The sequence below is a fragment of the uncultured Paraglaciecola sp. genome (assembly GCF_937123705.1).
Lineage (GTDB): Bacteria > Pseudomonadota > Gammaproteobacteria > Enterobacterales > Alteromonadaceae > Paraglaciecola.
Map to the genome: position 1 here is coordinate 1 of NZ_CAKZKO010000007.1, position 18,045 is coordinate 18,045.

Genomic DNA, 18,045 nt, shown 5'->3' on the forward strand with positions numbered 1-18,045 from the left:
CTTCGTTCTAGCCCTTTGAAAGGGGGCGGCCATTCCTGCAGGACTACGCCTCGATTGAAAGTCGCTGGTGTTCTCTGGGTGACTAATTGTTCGGATGAATTGGTATAAGTCTGGAAATACTTTTGACACAAATAAAAATGCCCCATTAATGTGGGGCATTTTTCCTAATGACTCTTCGATTTATATTATCTGTTTAGGTAAATGACAATAAATCTTGATCTAGTTGCATCAAGGTCTTGGGATCGGCCATCATGGTTTTGGCTAGTGACTTGGTTCTTGGCAATAAACGTTCGAAGTAAAATTCGGCCGTTTTAATTTTTGCTCGGTAGAAATCACGGTTTTCAACATCTGTGGCTAATTTTTCATAGGCGGTTTGCGCCATTTGAGCCCAGAAGTAACCCATCATGATGTAACCTGAATACATTAAATAATCTACTGAGGCAGAGCCTACAACGTCGCGATCCTTTTTAGCTTTTAAGGCTAAACGCATAGAGTATTGTTGCCAATTCGCTACATTTTTGCTGAGCGCCCATACAAACTTATTCATTTGACGTTTGTGAGGGTTTTTCGAAATCATGCTTTTGTCTTTGCAGAAAGTTAACACTTCTTTGGTGAAGGCTTTTAACGACTTACCACGGGTCAGTAATATCTTACGACCTAATAAATCTAGGGCTTGAATACCCGTTGTGCCTTCATACAAAGTCGATATACGCACGTCACGGACGATTTGCTCCATGCCCCATTCTTTTATGTAGCCATGGCCACCAAATATTTGCATACCGTGACTGGCACTTTCACAGCCCAATTCGGTTAAAAATGCTTTAAGGATAGGGGTGATAAAACCTAATCTATCATCAGCGGCTTTACGCTCGGCGTCGGTTTTGGCCATTTCGATTTCATCGGCAATTTTTGCAGTGTAATACACCATGGCACGTCCGCCTTCACTGATGGCCTTTTGGGTCATCAACATTTTGCGCACATCTGGGTGCACAATAATGGGGTCTGCTACCTGATCTGGGCATTTTTTACCGGTTAAGGCGCGCATGGATAAACGTTCTTTGGCATACAATAACGAGTTTTGGTAGGCCAGTTCAGAGGCGCACACACCTTGCAATGCGGTGCCTACACGGGCGGTGTTCATAAAGGTAAACATGCATTCTAGGCCTTTGTTTTCTGGACCTATTAATACACCTTTAGCGTTATCAAAATTGAGTACTGCAGTCGATGAGCCTTTGATGCCCATTTTATCTTCAATGGCACCACAAACCACATTATTGCCTTCACCTAAGTTACCTTGTTGGTCAACTTGGACTTTTGGCACGATAAATAACGAAATACCACGGGTACCTTCAGGGGCACCAGGCAAGCGAGCCAACACAATATGAATAATGTTATCGGTTAAGTCGTGCTCACCGGCAGAGATAAATATTTTGGTGCCTGTAATGTCGTAAGTGCCGTCGCCATTGGGCGTGGCTTTGGTTTTAACTTGGCCTAAGTCGGTACCACACTGCGGCTCGGTTAAACACATAGTACCGGTCCACGTGCCTTCGGTTAAAGGCGTGAGGTATAGTTCTTTTTGCTCTGGGGTGCCATGGGTTTGAATGGTGTTCATTGCACCATGACTTAAACCTGGATACATGGCCCATGACCAATTAGATGTGCCCATCATTTCTTGCTTCGCCATGCCTAATGATGGCGGTAACCCTTGACCACCATGCTCAACAGGGTGAGATAAACTTTGCCAGCCACCTTCAACGTATTTTTTATAGGCTTCTTTAAAACCAGTAGGAGTGGTTACAACACCGTTATCAAACTTACAGCCTTCTTTATCTGCACTTTGATTTAACGGTAATAACTCGTTTTCACAAAATTTTGCACATTCTTGTAAGATTGCATCGACCAAATCAGGTGTCGCTTCTGCAAACTCAGGGTATTTTTCATAATGTGGGTAATACTGAAATACATCTTCAATAAGAAATTTCATGTCCATAATAGGCGCTTTGTATTGCAACATTGTAGAACTCCAAAAAAAGGTTTTTTAATAAACTTGCATGGAGTATAGCAAGTAAATGTTAACTGGTCTAACCACTGCGATTAAAATACTAAGGCACTCATGTTATGTCTTTGATTTATGAGTGTAATCATCCATAAAAATTATTACATTTTGTATGTTTTAAAGGTGTTGTACACTAGGACTTGTTCTAAATTTTAATCAATACGCTCAACTATTATGACCTCTGACACCCATGAAGTACCCTCACCTTGTATCCGTCATTGCTGTTTGAATGATAAAGATATGTGTGTAGGTTGTTTTCGAATGATGGATGAAATTTTGATTTGGGGTCAAGCAAATAACAAAAGTAAACACAGTATATTAGAGCAGTGCGAGTTACGAAAAAGACAATGTAAAACGGATATTTCTTTTTGAGTTTCTGTCTTATTAAGGTACTTATTAGCTACATTTTTTTGCTAAAATAGCCGTCTGTACTTCCTAGAAATCAATCCCCTTTATGCATATTACATTAGCCCCGATGGAAGGGGTGGTCGATCACCTGATGCGCGACATGTTGACCCAAGTAGGTGGGTTTGACTTGTGCGTGACTGAATTTGTACGAATAGTCGATCAATTAATGCCTAAGCGGGTGTTTTACCGCCTTTGCCCCGAACTTCACAATCAAGGTTTCACCCCAAATGGGGTACCCGTTAAAGTGCAGCTTTTAGGTCAACACCCAGATTGGCTGGCAGAAAATGCTTATCGAGCGGTTGAACTTGGCTCCCACGGCATAGATCTAAATTTTGGTTGCCCAGCTAAAACCGTGAATAAAAGCAAAGGAGGCGCGGTACTGCTACGCGAACCCGACACGATTTACAACATTGTAAGCAAAGTGCGCCACGCGGTGCCAAAAGGACAGGTTGTGAGCGCTAAAATGCGCTTGGGTTTTGATGATACTTCCTTGGCGATTGCCAACGCACAGGCTATTGCTGATGCGGGCGCAGATTCATTGGCTATTCATGCCCGTACTAAGGTCGATGGCTATAAGCCCCCCGCCTATTGGGATTGGATAGCAACAATAAAGCAAAATGTGGATATTCCCATTGTGGCCAATGGCGAAATTTGGAATCAAGATGATGCGATAAATTGTCAGCAGCAATCACAATGTCAAAACATTATGTTAGGCCGTGGAGCCTTGGCTATGCCCAATCTAGCGCAGGTGGTTAAATACCAACACGCCCAGATGACATGGGAGCAAGTTAAAGCATTGCTAGTGCGATATTCGGGATACGAACTTTTTGGTGATAAAGGTAAATATTATCCTAATCGAGTCAAACAATGGTTAGGGTATTTGAGTCGTCAATATCCAGAGGCTGATGAATTGTTTACGAATATTCGTATCCTGAAAAGTGCAGAGGATATATTGCAGCAAATCCAATCCTAGTAAAAGTCGACAATTATTATTAGGATGAACACCTTCAGTAAAGATGCGTCATTATAAAAATAATTAGTTTCAGGGAACCCTATGAAAACTTTCGTTAATAAACAGTTGCTTATTGTGGCAGCTGCCGGTCTATTTACTTTGGTCGGTTGTTCAGATTCAAATGAAAAAAAAGGCCAAGAGCCAGCATTTCACATCAACCAAAATCCCTTTCCTAGTACCTATCAGCCCATAGCGAGCAAAAGTGTATTAATTACTCATGCCACGATTTTAGACGGTATAGGTGGCATGTTTAGTGATAGTTCGGTGCTATTACAAGATGGCAAAGTAGTAGCAATAGGTCAGGATTTAGCCTTACCGGATGATGGCGTAATAGTCGATGCTAAAGGCAAGTGGGTTACGCCGGGTATTATAGATGTGCATAGTCATTTAGGGGTATATCCAGCCCCTGGCGGCACGGCGCACTCAGACGGCAACGAGGCGACAGCTCCGGTAACCGCAGAAGTCTGGGCTGAACATTCTATTTGGCCACAAGATGCAGGCTTTCAACGAGCCTTAGCGGGCGGCGTAACGGCCATGCAAATTTTACCCGGCTCGGCTAACCTGGTGGGCGGTCGCGGTGTAACGGTGAAAAACCTGCCAGGCACAACAGTGCAAGATATGAAATTTCCAGGTGCACCTTATGGCATGAAAATGGCCTGCGGTGAAAATCCTAAACGTGTATATGGCAAAAAAGGTGGCCCTTCGACCCGCATGGGTAACGTAGCTGGTTATCGGCAAGCATGGAGTGATGCACAAAACTATCAACGTAAGTGGGATAAGTATTACGCCGATCATGAAGCAGGCAAAGACGGCTTAACTATTCCAAAACGTGATCTCAAACTAGAAACCTTGGCGTTAGCCTTAAAAGGCGAGATATTAGTGCATATGCATTGTTATCGTGCTGACGATATGGGCACTATGCTGGATGTAATGAAAGAGTTTAATTACAAAATTTCTGCCTTTCATCATGCAGTAGAGTCATACAAAATAGCCGATAGGTTGGCTCAAGCAGGCGTTTGTTCGGCCATGTGGGCAGATTGGTGGGGCTTTAAGTTAGAAGCTTACGACGGTATTCAAGAAAATGTACCTATGGTTCACGCCGCTAATGCCTGTGCGATTGTGCATTCTGATAGCGATTTGGGTATTCAACGATTAAATCAAGAAGCCGCCAAAGCATGGGCTAATGGGCGCCGAGCGGGTATCGATATTAGTCAAGCCGATGCTTGGCAATGGTTATCTGCTAACCCCGCTAAGTCTTTGGGGATTTTCGAGCAAACAGGCTCACTAGAAAAAGGCAAGAATGCTGATGTTGTGATTTGGAGCGCCGATCCGTTTTCGACCTATGCCCAAGCCGAACATGTGTATTTAGACGGTGCATTGATTTATGACCGTAATGATCCTGCCTCATGGCCGGTGAGTGATTTTGAGTTAGGACAACCTGGTGAAGGAGATAGCAAATGAAACGATTAATTAAATATTCACTGTTTGGCAGTTTGTTGTTGAGCCATGTTGTTGGTGCGAAAAGTATTGCCATTGTGGGCGCCAAGGTGCATACCATGGCCGCACAAGGCACAGTGGAAAACGCCACAGTGTTCATCAAAGATGGCAAAATTCAAAAAGTGCTGCAAGGTGAGTCGGCGTTAGCCGGATATGAGATCATTGATGCTAAAGGCAAAGTGGTCACACCCGGTTTAATAGGGGCAAGTACCACCTTAGGATTAGTTGATGTGGGGTTTTCTGCAGGCACTAATGATAGTAACTCAAGTTTAACCAGTATTTCTAAGACAGGCGCAGCCTTTGATGTGTCTTATGCCATCAATCCTGATTCATCCTTGATGGCGATTGCTCGAATTGAAGGAGTGACTTCTGCTGCCACTTCTATGGGACGCACAGGACAGCTATTTAATGGGCAAGGCGCTGTGATCTCGTTAACAAACGACAGTGAAGCCGTTATTCAACCTAGGGCATTTATTAGCACTAAAGTAGGTAATAGTGGGGCTGACACTATTGGAGGCTCTCGCAGTGTGTTATGGGTAAGCTTAGAAAAAACCTTGGCTGAAGCTAAGTTTGCTATAGGTAAATCGCTTTCACCTACGCAAGAATGGCATGGCGAATTAAGTCGCACTGATATTGCGGCACTAATACCTGTGATTAAGGGCGAGATACCGCTTTTAGTGGATGCTCGTAGAGCCGCAGATATTCGTCAAGTGATTGCACTAAAACAACGTCATCCACAACTGAACATAGCGATCACTTATGCCACTGAAGGTTGGCGTGTGGCCAAAGAGTTGGCAGAAAATAATATAGCAGTGATACTCAACCCTGAAGCAAACTTACCTTTTGGTTTTGATCAACTTGGTGCCACCCTTAAAAATGCCGGTCGCTTAGCTGCACAAGGGGTTAAGGTTAGTATTGGTATGGAAACCCACAATATTCGTTTAGCTAGACAACATGCCGGTAATGCAGTGGCCAATGGGCTAAATTGGGAACAAGGACTCGCCGCGTTGACGATTAATGTGGCTAGCTTGTATGGAGTGGACGACAAACTTGGCAGTCTGGAAACAGGTAAAGTCGCTGATGTGGTGATTTGGTCGGGTGATCCCCTTGAAGTCACAGAAGCCGCAGAAAAAGTCCTGATAGCAGGGAAGGTAATCGAGATGCAGTCAAGGCAAACCAAGCTGCGAGACCGTTATCTTAATTTAAAATCAGGTAAGCCGATGCAATATGTTCGTCCTTAGATTATGTTGAATCGCCCACACATTATAACTATGTGCTTATTTTATGATCTCAGATCGCTATAACGATTGACGTGCCTATTGCAAGCAAACTATGGGTGTCACTATTCATATAAGGGAATGGCGTACCTATTACCCTAGTGGTACAACATAATTTAGTTTTAAGAACTTGGATTTTTATGTCTTCACAGCTAACAATCGCTCAAGCAATGCGTTATAACCGGCAGATCTTATTGTCAGGATTCGATTTAGATAAACAGGAAGTTTTATGTAAGGCTAAAGTACTGCTGATTGGTGTGGGTGGTTTAGGTTGTGCCGCGAGTCAATTTCTAGCCGCAAGTGGGATTGGTGAACTAACACTTGTTGATGCAGATGTAGTGGAAGTAACCAATTTACAGCGGCAGGTGCTACACGCTGAGAAAAATGTGGGCCTATTCAAAGTGGAGTCTGCTATTTCAGCCTTACGTAATATTAATAGTGAGGTTAAATTACGATCACGGAATAAGCGCCAAACCCAGCAACAATTGACTCAGTTGGTAAAGCAGCACGATATAGTTTTGGATTGCACTGATAACCTTGAAAGTAGAAACCTTATTAATAAGGTATGTTACGAGCATAATGTTCCGCTTGTTTCTGGGGCAGCTATACGAATGGAGGGGCAAGTGTTTGTCATCAATCCCCTTAAAAAATCGGCTTGTTATGGGTGTATTAGTCGTTATTTTGGCGAACAAAATGTGAGTTGTGTTGAAGCGGGCGTAATGTCTCCTTTGGTGGGAATAATAGGCTCAATGCAAGCAATGGAAGCTATCAAAACCCTTACAAGTTACGGTGAACCACTCATTAATAGGTTGCAGTTATACGATGCAATGACGGGTGTTTGGCAAGACTTTAAGATAAATAAGTCAGAAGATTGTTTAGTGTGCTCAACAACAAAAATTAGGTAGTGTTATATCCATGATTTAGGATGAATTGGTATTACTTATGCGGCTTGGTGCTAGACGTTTCTTATCAGCGATAAAAAACCGAGTGGAGACACTCGGTTTTTTTATTTTAAAGAGTGACGCTTAAACGCTCACATCAACTAAGGTGCCAACACGCTGATTGGGATCTTGAGCTGGTGGGGGCTCTTGAGGTGAAGGAGACTCAAGTGTCGTTTGTTGTTCTGCTCGCACTGCTTGTGGTTTGGGCTCTACTTGTGTTTGTGCACTTTGGGTGAGCGTGCCAGCTCCTGATGAACTTATTTCCATACATTACTCCTGTTCTCATAGAATGAATACTAGGGTTGTTGATATTCTAGATGGTTGTTTTTTATTCTGCTAGGGAAAAATAATTTTAGCCAAGGTGTTTTGCATTTGTTTCGCAATCAAGACTTGTGCTGTGGCATTAGGATGAATTCCATCGTTTTGCATCAGACTTTTGTCTAAAGCTATGGTTTCTAAGAAAAAAGGCAGCAAAATTACAGCATACTTCTGGGATAGTAAGGTGTAGCTATGACTAAACATTTGCGTATATCTAGTGCCATAATTGGTGGGTATTTGCATTTGTTGCAGTATAACTTTTGCCTTATTTTGTTGAGATAATTGAATGATCTTTTCAAGATTGGCGCGCATCTTACTCACAGGATGGCCTTGTAATCCGTCGTTGCCACCTAGTTCAACAAAAATATGAGTGGGGCTATGTTGTTCTAGCAATCTAGGCAACCTTGCTAGCGCACCATCTGTGGTTTCACCGCTAATGGCTGCATTGATAATATTTACATCTTGATCTTTCCACGCATCTTGTAACAAACTTACCCAGCCTTGCTCTTGCTTTAGACCATAGGCAGCGCTTAGGCTATCACCTAAAATAAGTAATTTTGTTTCTTTAGCGAGCAACTGATCTGACATCAGTAACAAGGGTATAAAGAACAATAATGAGTAAATTTTATTTCGCAACGAATGGGTATTAAGAAACAGCACTATGACTCCAACATCTATGATTACGACAAAAGGTATAAGCAAAACAGTGACTACGACACAAGGTCAGTTACAGATCCTCAAGCCAATTAGCTTTGATGTCAAGGCCGGAGAGTCAATTGCCATAGTAGGTGCGTCAGGCTCAGGAAAGTCGACCCTGCTTAGTCTGTTAGCAGGACTAGATGAAGTGAGTTCGGGAGAAATATACTTGGATGGTCAAGCCATGCAAAACATGGATGAGGAGCAACGGGCTCAGTTAAGAGGCGAAAAAGTCGGCTTCATTTTCCAAAGTTTTATGCTGGTGCAAAGTCTAACCGCTCTTGAAAACATTATGTTACCGGCAGAAATAGCTGGGCATAGTGACGCAAAAAAAAGAGCCTTAGATATTCTAGAGCTTGTGGGACTGGAACATAGAGCCAGCCATTACCCTAATCAATTGTCGGGTGGTGAACAGCAGCGGGTGGCTATAGCCCGTGCCTTTATTAGTGAGCCAAAGATCTTATTCGCCGACGAACCTACAGGTAATTTAGATGCGGCGAACAGCGACAAGATTGAAAAGCTATTATTTGAGTTAAACCAAAATTCCCATACCACTTTGGTGTTGGTGACCCACGATTCAGAGTTGGCTGGCAAGTGTCAGCGTCAATTACATATGCAAGCGGGTGAACTAACCGAAATTTTTTCAAGCTCAACCAAAGAGCAAGCTGCTCGAAAAGTAGGTTAGTGATATGACTAACCATACCTTGAGCTTAGCGTGGCGATTGTTCAGGCATGAAACCAAACGCGGCGAATTAACCATTATATTGTTGGCCATTATTTTGTCTGTGGCTTCGGTGTTGTCTTTATCTTTGTTTAGTGAGCGCCTTAAATCGGCATTAACAGAAAAAAGCGCTGAGTTTATTGCCGCCGACCGGGTACTAAATTCTAACAATGTGGTTGACCAAGCTTGGATTGAAAAGGCCCAAGCTATGGGGTTAAACACAGCTCATCAAACCTATGCTCGCTCTATGGTATTTGCCAATGAGCAAATGGATCTTGTGGACTTGCGGGCAGCCGATGTGGGATATCCGCTTAAAGGCAAGGTTAAAGTAGCGAATAAACCTTTTGTACAAGGGGTGGCGATAAACTATTTACCATCCTCAGGCGAGGCGTGGATTGAATCCCAGTTATTTCAGACCTTAGCTATTAAGGTCGGCGACTCTATTGAAGTAGGAGACAAAATATTTAAGGTCAGCAAAGTATTGGCCGAAGTGCCGGATGCGGGCTTTAGTGTATTTGGTGGTGATCCAAAAGTATTGATATCGAAGGCAGATTTGGCAGCAACCAAGGTGGAAGGCCCAGGTAGTCGCGTTGATTACAGTTATTTTTTCACCGGCAGTAGTAGCGACTTAGACGATTATTATACGTGGCTTGAACCGCTACTTGACCGCGAAATCCATGACTGGAACTCCATAGAAGACGATGAATCCGGCATTGGCCAAGCAGTGGGCAGGGCAGGGCAGTACTTTTTACTTGCTAGTTTATTGGCGATTGTTTTAGCGGCGGTGTCTATAGCCGTGGCAGCGCAGCGTTATAGTATGCGTCATTATGATCCTGTTGCCATTATGAAAACCTTAGGTGCGCCGAAAAAAATGGTGCAGCAGATTTATCTGCTACAGATTTTGTTTATCACTGCATTAGGTATAGGCATTGGGGTAATACTAGGCTTTATCATTCAGCATATTGTTGTAGCAGCAATTGCTGGCCAAGTGGATGTGTCGATGGATGAATGGCATTGGCGACCATTATTTATTGCTATATTTACTGGCACTGTATGCGCGGTGTTATTTTCTTTATACCCACTGATGAAATTGTTTTCGGTCTCGCCTTTGCGTGTTTTACGCAGAGATTTGGGTGCCAATTTAAGTTCTAGAGTGATCCAATTTGTTGCATCAGGCGGAGCGGTATTTTTATTAATGTGGGCCTATAGCCAGAACCTAAAAATCAGCGCCATTTTGTTTATCTCTGGCATTATTTTAGTGCTGAGTTTATTAGGCGTTACCTTTGGTTTGATTTGGGTAGGGCGCAAACTTGGCCAAGGAAAAATGGGGCCATGGCAGTTGGCTTGGGCCAGAATTCACCGCCGTGCAATGGACAATAGCGTGCAGCTCATCAGTTTTGCCGTCACTATTATGTTGCTGCTGGTGGTATTGGTGATGCGTAATGACATGGTGACTCAGTGGCAAAACCAATTACCCGAAGGCACGCCTAATTATTTCTTAGTAAATATCAGCCAAGCGCAGCAACCAGAATTGCAACAACATTTCGCTGTTAATCAGGTCGATATCGCGCATTTTTATCCTGTTGTGCGAGGACGATTTGTAGCGGTTAACGATGAAAAAGTACGAACAGCAATCTCTAAAGAAGATCCCGAAGAGCAAACTACCGGCCGCAGTGGACTTGGACGTGAAGCCAATTTAACCTGGAATGATAGCCTGCAAAATGGCAATGAAGTAATTGAAGGGCAATGGTTTGGTACTCAAAACAGCAAGGATACTGCAACGCAGCGGCCTTACGAGGTGTCTATTGAGAAAGGAATTGGGTTACGTATGCAACTAAAATTAGGCGATACCCTAACCTTTAATATTGGTAGTGAAATTGTCGATGTAAAAGTGACCAGCATCAGGGAAGTAAATTGGCAATCTATGCAACCCAATTTTTTCTTTGTACTGGAACCTAGAGCCTTGCAACAGGTTATTCCCACCTATATCTCAAGCTTTAATTTGCCTTCAGAGCGTAAGGCCGATATCACTCAATTGATGCAACCTTTTGCTAATGTCACGCTGTTTGATGTAGATGCACGTATTAAACAACTGCGTAGCATAGTTGCGCAAGTTTCTATGGCGGTGGAGTTTATTTTGGTACTTGTGTTAGCGGCAGGTGCGTTAGTACTGATTGCTCAAGTGCAAGCCAGTATGGACGAACGTCAGCAGGAATTGGCCATTTTGCGTACTTTAGGTGCTAAAGGCAGTTTGATACGCGCAAGTGTAGTGTTTGAGTTTATTATTATTGGAGTGGTAGCCGGCGCAATGGCGGCTGCAGCCAATGAGATCAGTTTGTATATGTTACAGACTCAAGTGTTTCAAATGCCGGCTAGTTGGCATTTAGAATATTGGGCTGTTGCACCGCTAGCTGGTGCGCTGGTAGTAGGCATATTAGGAGCGTTAGGATGTTGGCGATTATTGTCACTTAATACTAGCCATTTATTGCGGCAAATGGTGTAGATACAAAGGTAAGTTGATATCAATAGGTATCAACTTACCAAAACGCTCTATTGGTTTTTTATCCAGAATTTAGGTTACCTACGCACGCAATCAAGTGCTTGGGTAATTTGTGGGTAGATAAATTCATAGCCACTTTGTTGTAAGCGAGTGGGTACCACTCTTTGGCCATATAGAAGTAAGTCTGCCATTTCTCCTATCACCATTCTCAAAACGGACTTGGGCATTCTAAAAAAACAAGGCCGCGACAATGCTGAAGCCAGTTCACGACTAAATTCGGCGTTGGTAACAGGGTTGGGTGCAGTAAAGTTATAAATGCCTTCGCAGCTATCATGGGCTACTAAATGGGCTATCCCTCTAAGCACATCTTCTAAATGTATCCACGACATATACTGGCTACCATCACCAATAGGACCACCTAAACCTAACTTAAATGGTAAAAGCATTTTATGTAATGCACCGCCCCTTTTAGTTATCACAATGCCGGTGCGAATGATACATACCCTTGTTTTATCTGACTGTGCTTGTGAGGCCAATGACTCCCAGCGTTTGCATAGTAAGTGACTAAACTCTTGATGTGGCGTGGAAAAGTCTTCATCAATTATCTGAGCTTGCTGGCGTCCATAATAACCTATTGCGGAACCACTTATTAATAAGCCAGGTGGGTTTGTTCCCTCGTTAATTAGCGCCACTATTTGTTCTGTTATTGACCAACGGCTTTGTTCAATTTTGTGCTTTTGTTCATCTGTCCATTTTTGATTGGCAATGGGCTCACCTGCTAGATTAATAACTACGTCGTAGTCGTCTAAGTTAGTCAGGTGAGACAGCGTAGACAAGTAGTGGATCTTATGGCCAAGTATCTGCTCTGCCATCGCCACATTTCGGGTATATACCGCAACGTCACAAGGGCGAAGAACAGGAATTAGGCTAGACCCAATCAAGCCGGAACCTCCGGTAATGAGTATTTTCTTGGCGTCTTTAGAATAATGTTGCATGGTTAATCTTTGTTACATGACAAACATAAAGATACAGAATCAGCAAATCGCAAGGCATGGGGTTTATCAACTTCCGCTTCGGCATAATGCACCCATGGATGTTCTGCTGCTATTGCTAACACATCTGCTGTGAGTTTTTCGAGTAATGAAAACCTATTGTTTTCAACTAGTTTAATGATTCTTTTGGTAATGGTTTTGTAATTTAGGGCGTCGTCCATTTGATCAGAGTCTGTGGCTTGATCAGCGCGGTAATGAATTTTTACATTGATCACTACATCTTGCATATTCACAATTTCGTCGTTGTTAATCCCAATATAAGTGCGCAAACGTAAATTTTTGATTCTAATTGTGGCAGGGTTAAGCTTCATATTTTTCCTAGGCGTATTTATCTTTTTATTATGCGCTATAAAATACCATACAGATCTGCTAGTTTGCTCACAAGGAATTCATTTAGAAACTTCATATGCAATTCAAATCACAAAGATCTGTAAAAATATTACTTATTATGGCCTCCATTGTCATCATATTGGCTGGCGTTAAAGCGGCCAGCACCATCATAGTGCCATTTTTATTATCTATATTTATTGCGATGGCATGTAGCCCTATAGTGAATTGGGCAAACCAATACAAATTGCCAAGAGCTATAGCGGTTGTATTAGTGATAGTGATTATAGTGGTATTTGGTTTAATAATGGCGGCTCTAGTTGGACAGTCGATGAATGAGTTTAGTCAGAATATGCCAAAATACCGAGAGCAATTGGTGGGAGAATTTGCATGGGTAGTTGGGCAGTTAGATAAAGTAAATATTTATGTTAACAAAGAGGCATTGATTTCATATTTAGACCCAGGAGCGGCTATGAATATGGCCAAAAACTTACTTTCGAGCCTAGGAGGGGTACTCACTAATTTTTTACTAATTTTACTGATAGTAGTGTTTATGCTGTTTGAAGCGGAGTCTGTGCCTAAAAAAATTCATATTGCCCTTGATGATCCGAGCATGAAAATGAAGCAAGTGGATAAATTTTTGGTATCGGTAAAAAACTATCTGGCTATCAAGACTTTAGTTAGCATTGGTACGGGTTTGGTAATTGGAATTTGGCTGTATGTATTAGGAGTTGATCACTATTTGCTCTGGGCAGTATTAGCCTTTCTATTCAATTATATTCCTAATATCGGCTCGTTCATCGCTGCTGTGCCTGCGGTGTTATTGGCGTTTGTGCAGTTAGGTGCTGCTAGTGCAGGGTTTGCTGCATTAGGGTTTGTGGTTTCGAATATGGTTATGGGAAATGTCATTGAACCTCGTTACATGGGTAGAGGACTAGGTTTATCAACTTTGGTGGTATTTCTATCGTTAATATTCTGGGGATGGCTATTGGGTACAGTCGGTATGTTGCTATCGGTCCCTTTAACGATGATCGTTAAAATTGCCTTAGAATCTAGCCCAGATACGCGCTGGATGGCATTACTGTTAGCGAGCGAGAACGATGCATCTTTAATTGTTGTGCCGCTAGTGGAAGGTGAGTAATTTTGTGGTTTTGTAAACTTTCTAAATTTTGAAATAACAATCTTGCCAATCAAGCAACATATGAACACATAGGCCTAAAGCAATAAGACGTAAAGGTTTATAGGTTAATGCAAGCACGTAAATACCAATCATCAGCTCCTGGTGTAATGGATGAAAGCCAATACTACAGCGCGCCGCATCGTATATTGGTGTAGCCAACAGATGATCTAAGTCTACCAACATAGTCGCCATCAAAATCATATAGGCTTTTTGCCAGTTTTTAGAATAAAAACCTTTTGCAAGCAGCAAAGGAATTAAAAAATGTAGAAGTATATGTGTCATGGTCGCATGTTATCAGCAAAAAATCGAAATAACCCGAAAGTTAAGGGAGTAGTGGTCAGACGTAGAAACTTGTCACATTGCAGCTTCAATCTAATTCTGAATTTAGTTCACCATTAATGATTTTGAGCCAATAGCCAAACGGGTCGTCTTGAACAACTATTAGTCTAGCTTATTGTGAAGTCTTAATTAAATAACTACTAGATATAGCGATTAGTCTGTATTTATTTAGTAATATGCGAGTTGTCATCAATCATGACCATTTAAGACAGTTTGTCACGATAACTTAGGAAGCTATACAATGTTTGAAAATTTATTCTCTATGCAAGGCAAAATCTGCGTTATAACTGGTGGTTATAGAGGTTTAGGGGCGTTTATGGCCCAAGGCTTTCTAGAGGCGGGGGCAAAGCGGGTATATATCACAGGTCGTAAAGCCGAAGCGTGTTTGGCGGCCGCTGAGGAATTAAGCCAATACGGAGATTGTGTTGCACTTCCGGGTGATGTCTCTACTACTCAAGGCCTCACGCAATTAGTGCAACAACTTATGGAGCGCGAAGAGTCCTTAGATGTATTAGTGAATAACGCCGGTACCGCATGGGCCGCTCCTTTTGGGCAAGTACCAGAAGCAGGTTGGGATAAAGTAATGGATTTGAATGTAAAAAGTCCCTTTTTCCTAATGCAAGCTTTAACACCACTTCTAACCAAAAATGCCACGGCTAAAAACACCACCTCAGTGATTAATATTGGTTCGATAGCTGGGCTTTTAGGCAATGCTTTGGATACTTTCAGTTATGCTATTTCAAAGTCTGCAATTCATCAAGCTACACGCATTATGGCCAATGAATTAGCGTCTTCAAATATTAGGGTTAATGCCATTGCACCTGGGCGTTTTTATTCCAAGATGACCGAGTTTCTTAGTAGCGATAAAGAAGCCTTTGAGGAAGAAATGCAAACAATACCTATGAGACGCTGGGGAGAGCCTTCAGATATTGCTGGTGTTGCCATTATGTTGGCAAGTCCAGCTGGGGCCTTTATCACCGGACAAATCATTCCTGTTGATGGTGGGACGACTCTGGTCAATTAACCTTGATAAAGTAAACCAGTAAGCAAATGATTGATTTGCTTACTGGTATTTTACATTCTGTATTTTATCGAAATTCGCAACTTTTAGCGGCTGTTACCCCTTATCATTGAACATGGTTTTCATTTGATTGGCGAAAGCAACAAACTTTTCTTTTATAGTCGTTTTAATTTTTATATCTAATCCACCAAACATCACTAAACCTTCAACAGTCAGAGTTGGCGCCTGACGAGAAGCGATTGATGGAGCAGAATTATCGATTCCGCCCATAATACAAAAAGCTTTCGATACCACGTTAATATTTTCAGGTACAAAGATATCATTACCTCCAAACAAGCATAAAATCTTAATAGTCACATTTGGCGTAGTAAAAATAGCGTCGGTAAAATCAATATCGGAGCCACCCATAATGGTTAGAATTTTTATTTCGCGAGGTACTGTCCATTGACCGCTGCGGCCAGAGCCGCCGAGTATATTGACAATAGTATCGGTTTCTTCACTTTCTGGTGAACCATAATTAACGTTAAATTGCCGTTCTTTTTGGGTTGTAAACTCTGGATCTTCTACTTTTTGTAAATCGGCTGCTAAGTCGGCGATTTCTTGATGAATTTGACTTTTCATCGCTTGGTCTAGTCTGCGTTCAAAGGCTTCATTTGAGATGACGCCATGACTATAGCTATAAATAAGTGTATCGATTACTTCTTCGCGTACTTGTTCAATTGGTCTGTCTTCAAGTTTAACGGCCATTTTAGATCCCTGATTTTTGATTCGTGCGATTCTGAAATAAATAAGCAGGTACTGTGCCATTTAAAAATCATAGTGATATCAATAAGATAGGATTTAAGTACCTTTCCATATGATATTGTTTGGCATTTTTTGGTGATTTTCACTCTATAGTGGCGAAAACCAAAGAAACTTTTGCTCCGCCTAAATGGCTTTGGGCAATTTTGAGTTGTCCTTGATAAGCCGATACTAGATCGGCGACTACGGCCATACCTATACCTTGACCTTCTTTATAGCTATCAAGGCGAGTACCTCTTTCGAGCAGTTGTTCGCGTTGGTTTTCAGGGATCCCAGGACCATCGTCGTCAATGTCTATCTGTAAGTTATTGGGTTTACTTGAAACCTTAACTATGACTTGGGTTGTTGCGGCTTTACAGGCGTTGTCAATCACATTGCCTAGTATTTCCATTATATCTGTTTTATCTCCGTGAAAACCTAAGGCTCCGTCTTCAATATCAGCCGCGAGATTGAGCCGTTTGTCTGCATAGACTTTATCCATAGCATTAAATAATTTGTCGACTAACGGTTGTATCGGCTGCGCTTGCTCAAAGGTGCTTGTGGTACCTGCGACTGCGCGTTTTAGTTGCCTTTGAATTTGAGAATTAATTTGGTTAATGGGTTCGTTGGCTTGTTTTGGTAGTCCTTCGGTTCCAGATAACACAGCTAGCGGTGTTTTAAGGCTATGAGCTAGATCGCTTAGGCTATTTTTGTAGCGACTGCGTTGTTGTTGTTCGGTATCTAATAAATGGTTGATGCTACTTTTGAGCTTTTCTAATTCCGGGGGGTAATGCTGATCGATTCGTTTGAGTTGCCCACTCTCGGCTTGGCGTATCTGTTTATTCAATTTATCTATCGGCAATAAAGCAGCGTTTAGGCTAACCAATAACAAAATCAATAATAACAAAGCAATTAGCCCTAGCCACTTCCAAAGGGTATTAGCAAACTTGTTCTTCTCGTTGTTGAATACTTGTTTATCTTGAAGAATAAAAAAACTCACCGGCTGATAGCCTAGAGAGGACTCAAACTCAGCGGTATAGGCATACAAAAAGTAACTGCTGCCCATAATGAAATCCTCGTTGAATGTTTCTGTTCCCATCTTTGGAGACACAAATTCCGGTTGTTGTAGCCAGTTGAGAGTCGATTGCGACTGCCATAACTGGCGTTTGTGGGAATATATAAAAGCGTACAGGCCAGAGCCGGGAATATTGAATTGGTCGTTATACAGTTGTTCAGGCATCACAGCTGCGCTGCCTGTTTCTTCTAACTCAAATTCAGATATTAAGGTTAAACTTTGAGCTTCTAGTTGTTGCAGCATTGATTGACTTAAACTGCTATTAAAAGCTTGCTCTAAGGTGACGGCGGTAAGAGGAATAAAAATTAATAGGGCGAGTAGGGCAGCAGCAAAACTCCTTAATCTAAGGGATAAGTTATGCACAACGTTGGTTAATCCTTTTAGAGTTCACGATTAATTCGATACCCTCTGCCCCGCAAAGTTTCAATGGGATTTACACTACCGTCTGGATCGATTTTTTTACGTAAGCGGCCAACAAACACTTCAATAACATTGCTGTCTAAGTCGAAGTCTTGATCGTAAATATGTTCGGTAAGTTCGGTTTTAGAAATAACTTTTTGAGGGTTTAACAGTAGGTATTCTAACACCTTGTATTCATAGGCGGTGAGTTCAATATATTGACCATTTACGGTGACTTCCTCACTTAAGGTATCTAAGCTGATTGGCCCTTTTTCGATAGTGGGATGAGCCTTGCCTGCCGCACGGCGAATTAAGGCATTGATGCGAGCTAATAGTTCTTCATTATGAAATGGTTTAGTTAAATAGTCGTCTGCGCCCGCATCTAAACCTTCCACTTTTTCTTGCCATCTATCCCGTGCGGTTAGGATTAGAATTGGACAAGTGAC

At 42.1% G+C, this 18,045-nt stretch carries 18 protein-coding genes; 9 read left to right on the forward strand and 9 right to left on the reverse strand.

The window, feature by feature from the left end; translation table 11 throughout:
- Positions 1-193 precede the first annotated feature (193 nt).
- Complete coding sequence (locus Q0688_RS01120) at positions 194-2,014, reverse strand: acyl-CoA dehydrogenase C-terminal domain-containing protein (RefSeq protein ID WP_299071992.1); 1,821 nt, start codon at positions 2,012-2,014, stop codon at positions 194-196.
- Positions 2,015-2,230: 216 nt separating this feature from the next.
- Here Q0688_RS01120 and Q0688_RS01125 point away from each other — a divergent pair, with 216 nt between their 5' ends.
- From Q0688_RS01125 to moeB, 5 genes are all read left to right on the forward strand, one after another.
- Positions 2,231-2,428: a DUF1289 domain-containing protein gene (locus Q0688_RS01125; protein ID WP_299071995.1), complete on the forward strand. Its 198-nt coding sequence runs from the start codon at positions 2,231-2,233 to the stop codon at positions 2,426-2,428.
- Between the two features lie 82 nt (positions 2,429-2,510).
- Positions 2,511-3,437 carry a tRNA dihydrouridine(16) synthase DusC gene (gene dusC / locus Q0688_RS01130; RefSeq protein WP_299071998.1) on the forward strand — a complete coding sequence of 309 codons (927 nt, stop codon included), beginning with the start codon at positions 2,511-2,513 and terminating at the stop codon, positions 3,435-3,437.
- An 81-nt stretch (positions 3,438-3,518) separates the two neighbouring features.
- On the forward strand, positions 3,519-4,937 hold the full coding sequence (locus Q0688_RS01135; protein WP_299072001.1) for an amidohydrolase: 1,419 nt from the start codon (positions 3,519-3,521) through the stop codon (positions 4,935-4,937).
- Complete coding sequence (locus Q0688_RS01140; RefSeq protein ID WP_299072004.1) at positions 4,934-6,214, forward strand: amidohydrolase family protein; 1,281 nt, start codon at positions 4,934-4,936, stop codon at positions 6,212-6,214. The genes Q0688_RS01135 and Q0688_RS01140 overlap by 4 nt, the downstream gene beginning before the upstream one ends.
- 176 nt (positions 6,215-6,390) lie before the next feature.
- Positions 6,391-7,155 (forward strand): molybdopterin-synthase adenylyltransferase MoeB, encoded by a 765-nt coding sequence (gene moeB / locus Q0688_RS01145; RefSeq protein ID WP_299072006.1) that lies wholly within the window; start codon positions 6,391-6,393, stop codon positions 7,153-7,155.
- A 120-nt stretch (positions 7,156-7,275) separates the two neighbouring features.
- Here moeB and Q0688_RS01150 read toward each other — a convergent pair whose 3' ends face one another.
- Together Q0688_RS01150 and Q0688_RS01155 are read right to left on the reverse strand one after the other, a co-directional pair.
- A complete protein-coding gene (locus Q0688_RS01150; RefSeq protein ID WP_299072009.1) occupies positions 7,276-7,458 on the reverse strand; it encodes a hypothetical protein in 183 nt (60 codons plus the stop codon).
- 69 nt (positions 7,459-7,527) lie between these two features.
- The gene (locus Q0688_RS01155; protein ID WP_299072043.1) at positions 7,528-8,097 is read right to left on the reverse strand and encodes an arylesterase; all 570 of its coding nucleotides are present in this window, start codon (positions 8,095-8,097) and stop codon (positions 7,528-7,530) included.
- A gap of 73 nt (positions 8,098-8,170) precedes the next feature.
- On the opposite strand from Q0688_RS01155, the gene Q0688_RS01160 reads away from it, so the two are divergent.
- Complete coding sequence (locus Q0688_RS01160) at positions 8,171-8,890, forward strand: ABC transporter ATP-binding protein (RefSeq protein ID WP_299072012.1); 720 nt, start codon at positions 8,171-8,173, stop codon at positions 8,888-8,890.
- Between the two features lie 4 nt (positions 8,891-8,894).
- Positions 8,895-11,429: an FtsX-like permease family protein gene (locus Q0688_RS01165; RefSeq protein WP_299072014.1), complete on the forward strand. Its 2,535-nt coding sequence runs from the start codon at positions 8,895-8,897 to the stop codon at positions 11,427-11,429.
- A 74-nt stretch (positions 11,430-11,503) separates the two neighbouring features.
- On the opposite strand, the gene Q0688_RS01170 is transcribed toward Q0688_RS01165, so the two are convergent.
- Both Q0688_RS01170 and folX read right to left on the reverse strand, forming a co-directional pair.
- Positions 11,504-12,421, reverse strand: coding sequence for a TIGR01777 family oxidoreductase (locus Q0688_RS01170; protein WP_299072017.1), 918 nt, complete (start codon positions 12,419-12,421; stop codon positions 11,504-11,506).
- Positions 12,422-12,423: 2 nt separating this feature from the next.
- The gene (folX, locus tag Q0688_RS01175) at positions 12,424-12,789 is read right to left on the reverse strand and encodes a dihydroneopterin triphosphate 2'-epimerase (protein WP_299072020.1); all 366 of its coding nucleotides are present in this window, start codon (positions 12,787-12,789) and stop codon (positions 12,424-12,426) included.
- Positions 12,790-12,884: 95 nt separating this feature from the next.
- Here folX and Q0688_RS01180 point away from each other — a divergent pair, with 95 nt between their 5' ends.
- Positions 12,885-13,946: an AI-2E family transporter gene (locus Q0688_RS01180; RefSeq protein WP_299072023.1), complete on the forward strand. Its 1,062-nt coding sequence runs from the start codon at positions 12,885-12,887 to the stop codon at positions 13,944-13,946.
- 21 nt (positions 13,947-13,967) lie between these two features.
- Here Q0688_RS01180 and Q0688_RS01185 read toward each other — a convergent pair whose 3' ends face one another.
- Positions 13,968-14,267, reverse strand: coding sequence for a DUF6122 family protein (locus Q0688_RS01185; protein ID WP_299072026.1), 300 nt, complete (start codon positions 14,265-14,267; stop codon positions 13,968-13,970).
- Positions 14,268-14,565: 298 nt separating this feature from the next.
- Here Q0688_RS01185 and Q0688_RS01190 point away from each other — a divergent pair, with 298 nt between their 5' ends.
- Complete coding sequence (locus tag Q0688_RS01190; RefSeq protein WP_299072029.1) at positions 14,566-15,348, forward strand: SDR family oxidoreductase; 783 nt, start codon at positions 14,566-14,568, stop codon at positions 15,346-15,348.
- A 93-nt stretch (positions 15,349-15,441) separates the two neighbouring features.
- On the opposite strand, the gene Q0688_RS01195 is transcribed toward Q0688_RS01190, so the two are convergent.
- The 3 genes from Q0688_RS01195 to Q0688_RS01205 form a co-directional block, all read right to left on the reverse strand.
- Entirely contained in the window at positions 15,442-16,092 is a 651-nt protein-coding gene (locus Q0688_RS01195) for a LiaF domain-containing protein (protein WP_299072033.1), read from the reverse strand.
- 139 nt (positions 16,093-16,231) lie between these two features.
- Complete coding sequence (locus tag Q0688_RS01200; RefSeq protein ID WP_299072036.1) at positions 16,232-17,563, reverse strand: ATP-binding protein; 1,332 nt, start codon at positions 17,561-17,563, stop codon at positions 16,232-16,234.
- 17 nt (positions 17,564-17,580) lie between these two features.
- Positions 17,581-18,045, reverse strand: a 465-nt coding sequence (locus Q0688_RS01205) for a response regulator transcription factor (protein WP_299072040.1), incomplete at its 5' end; no start/stop codon positions are given.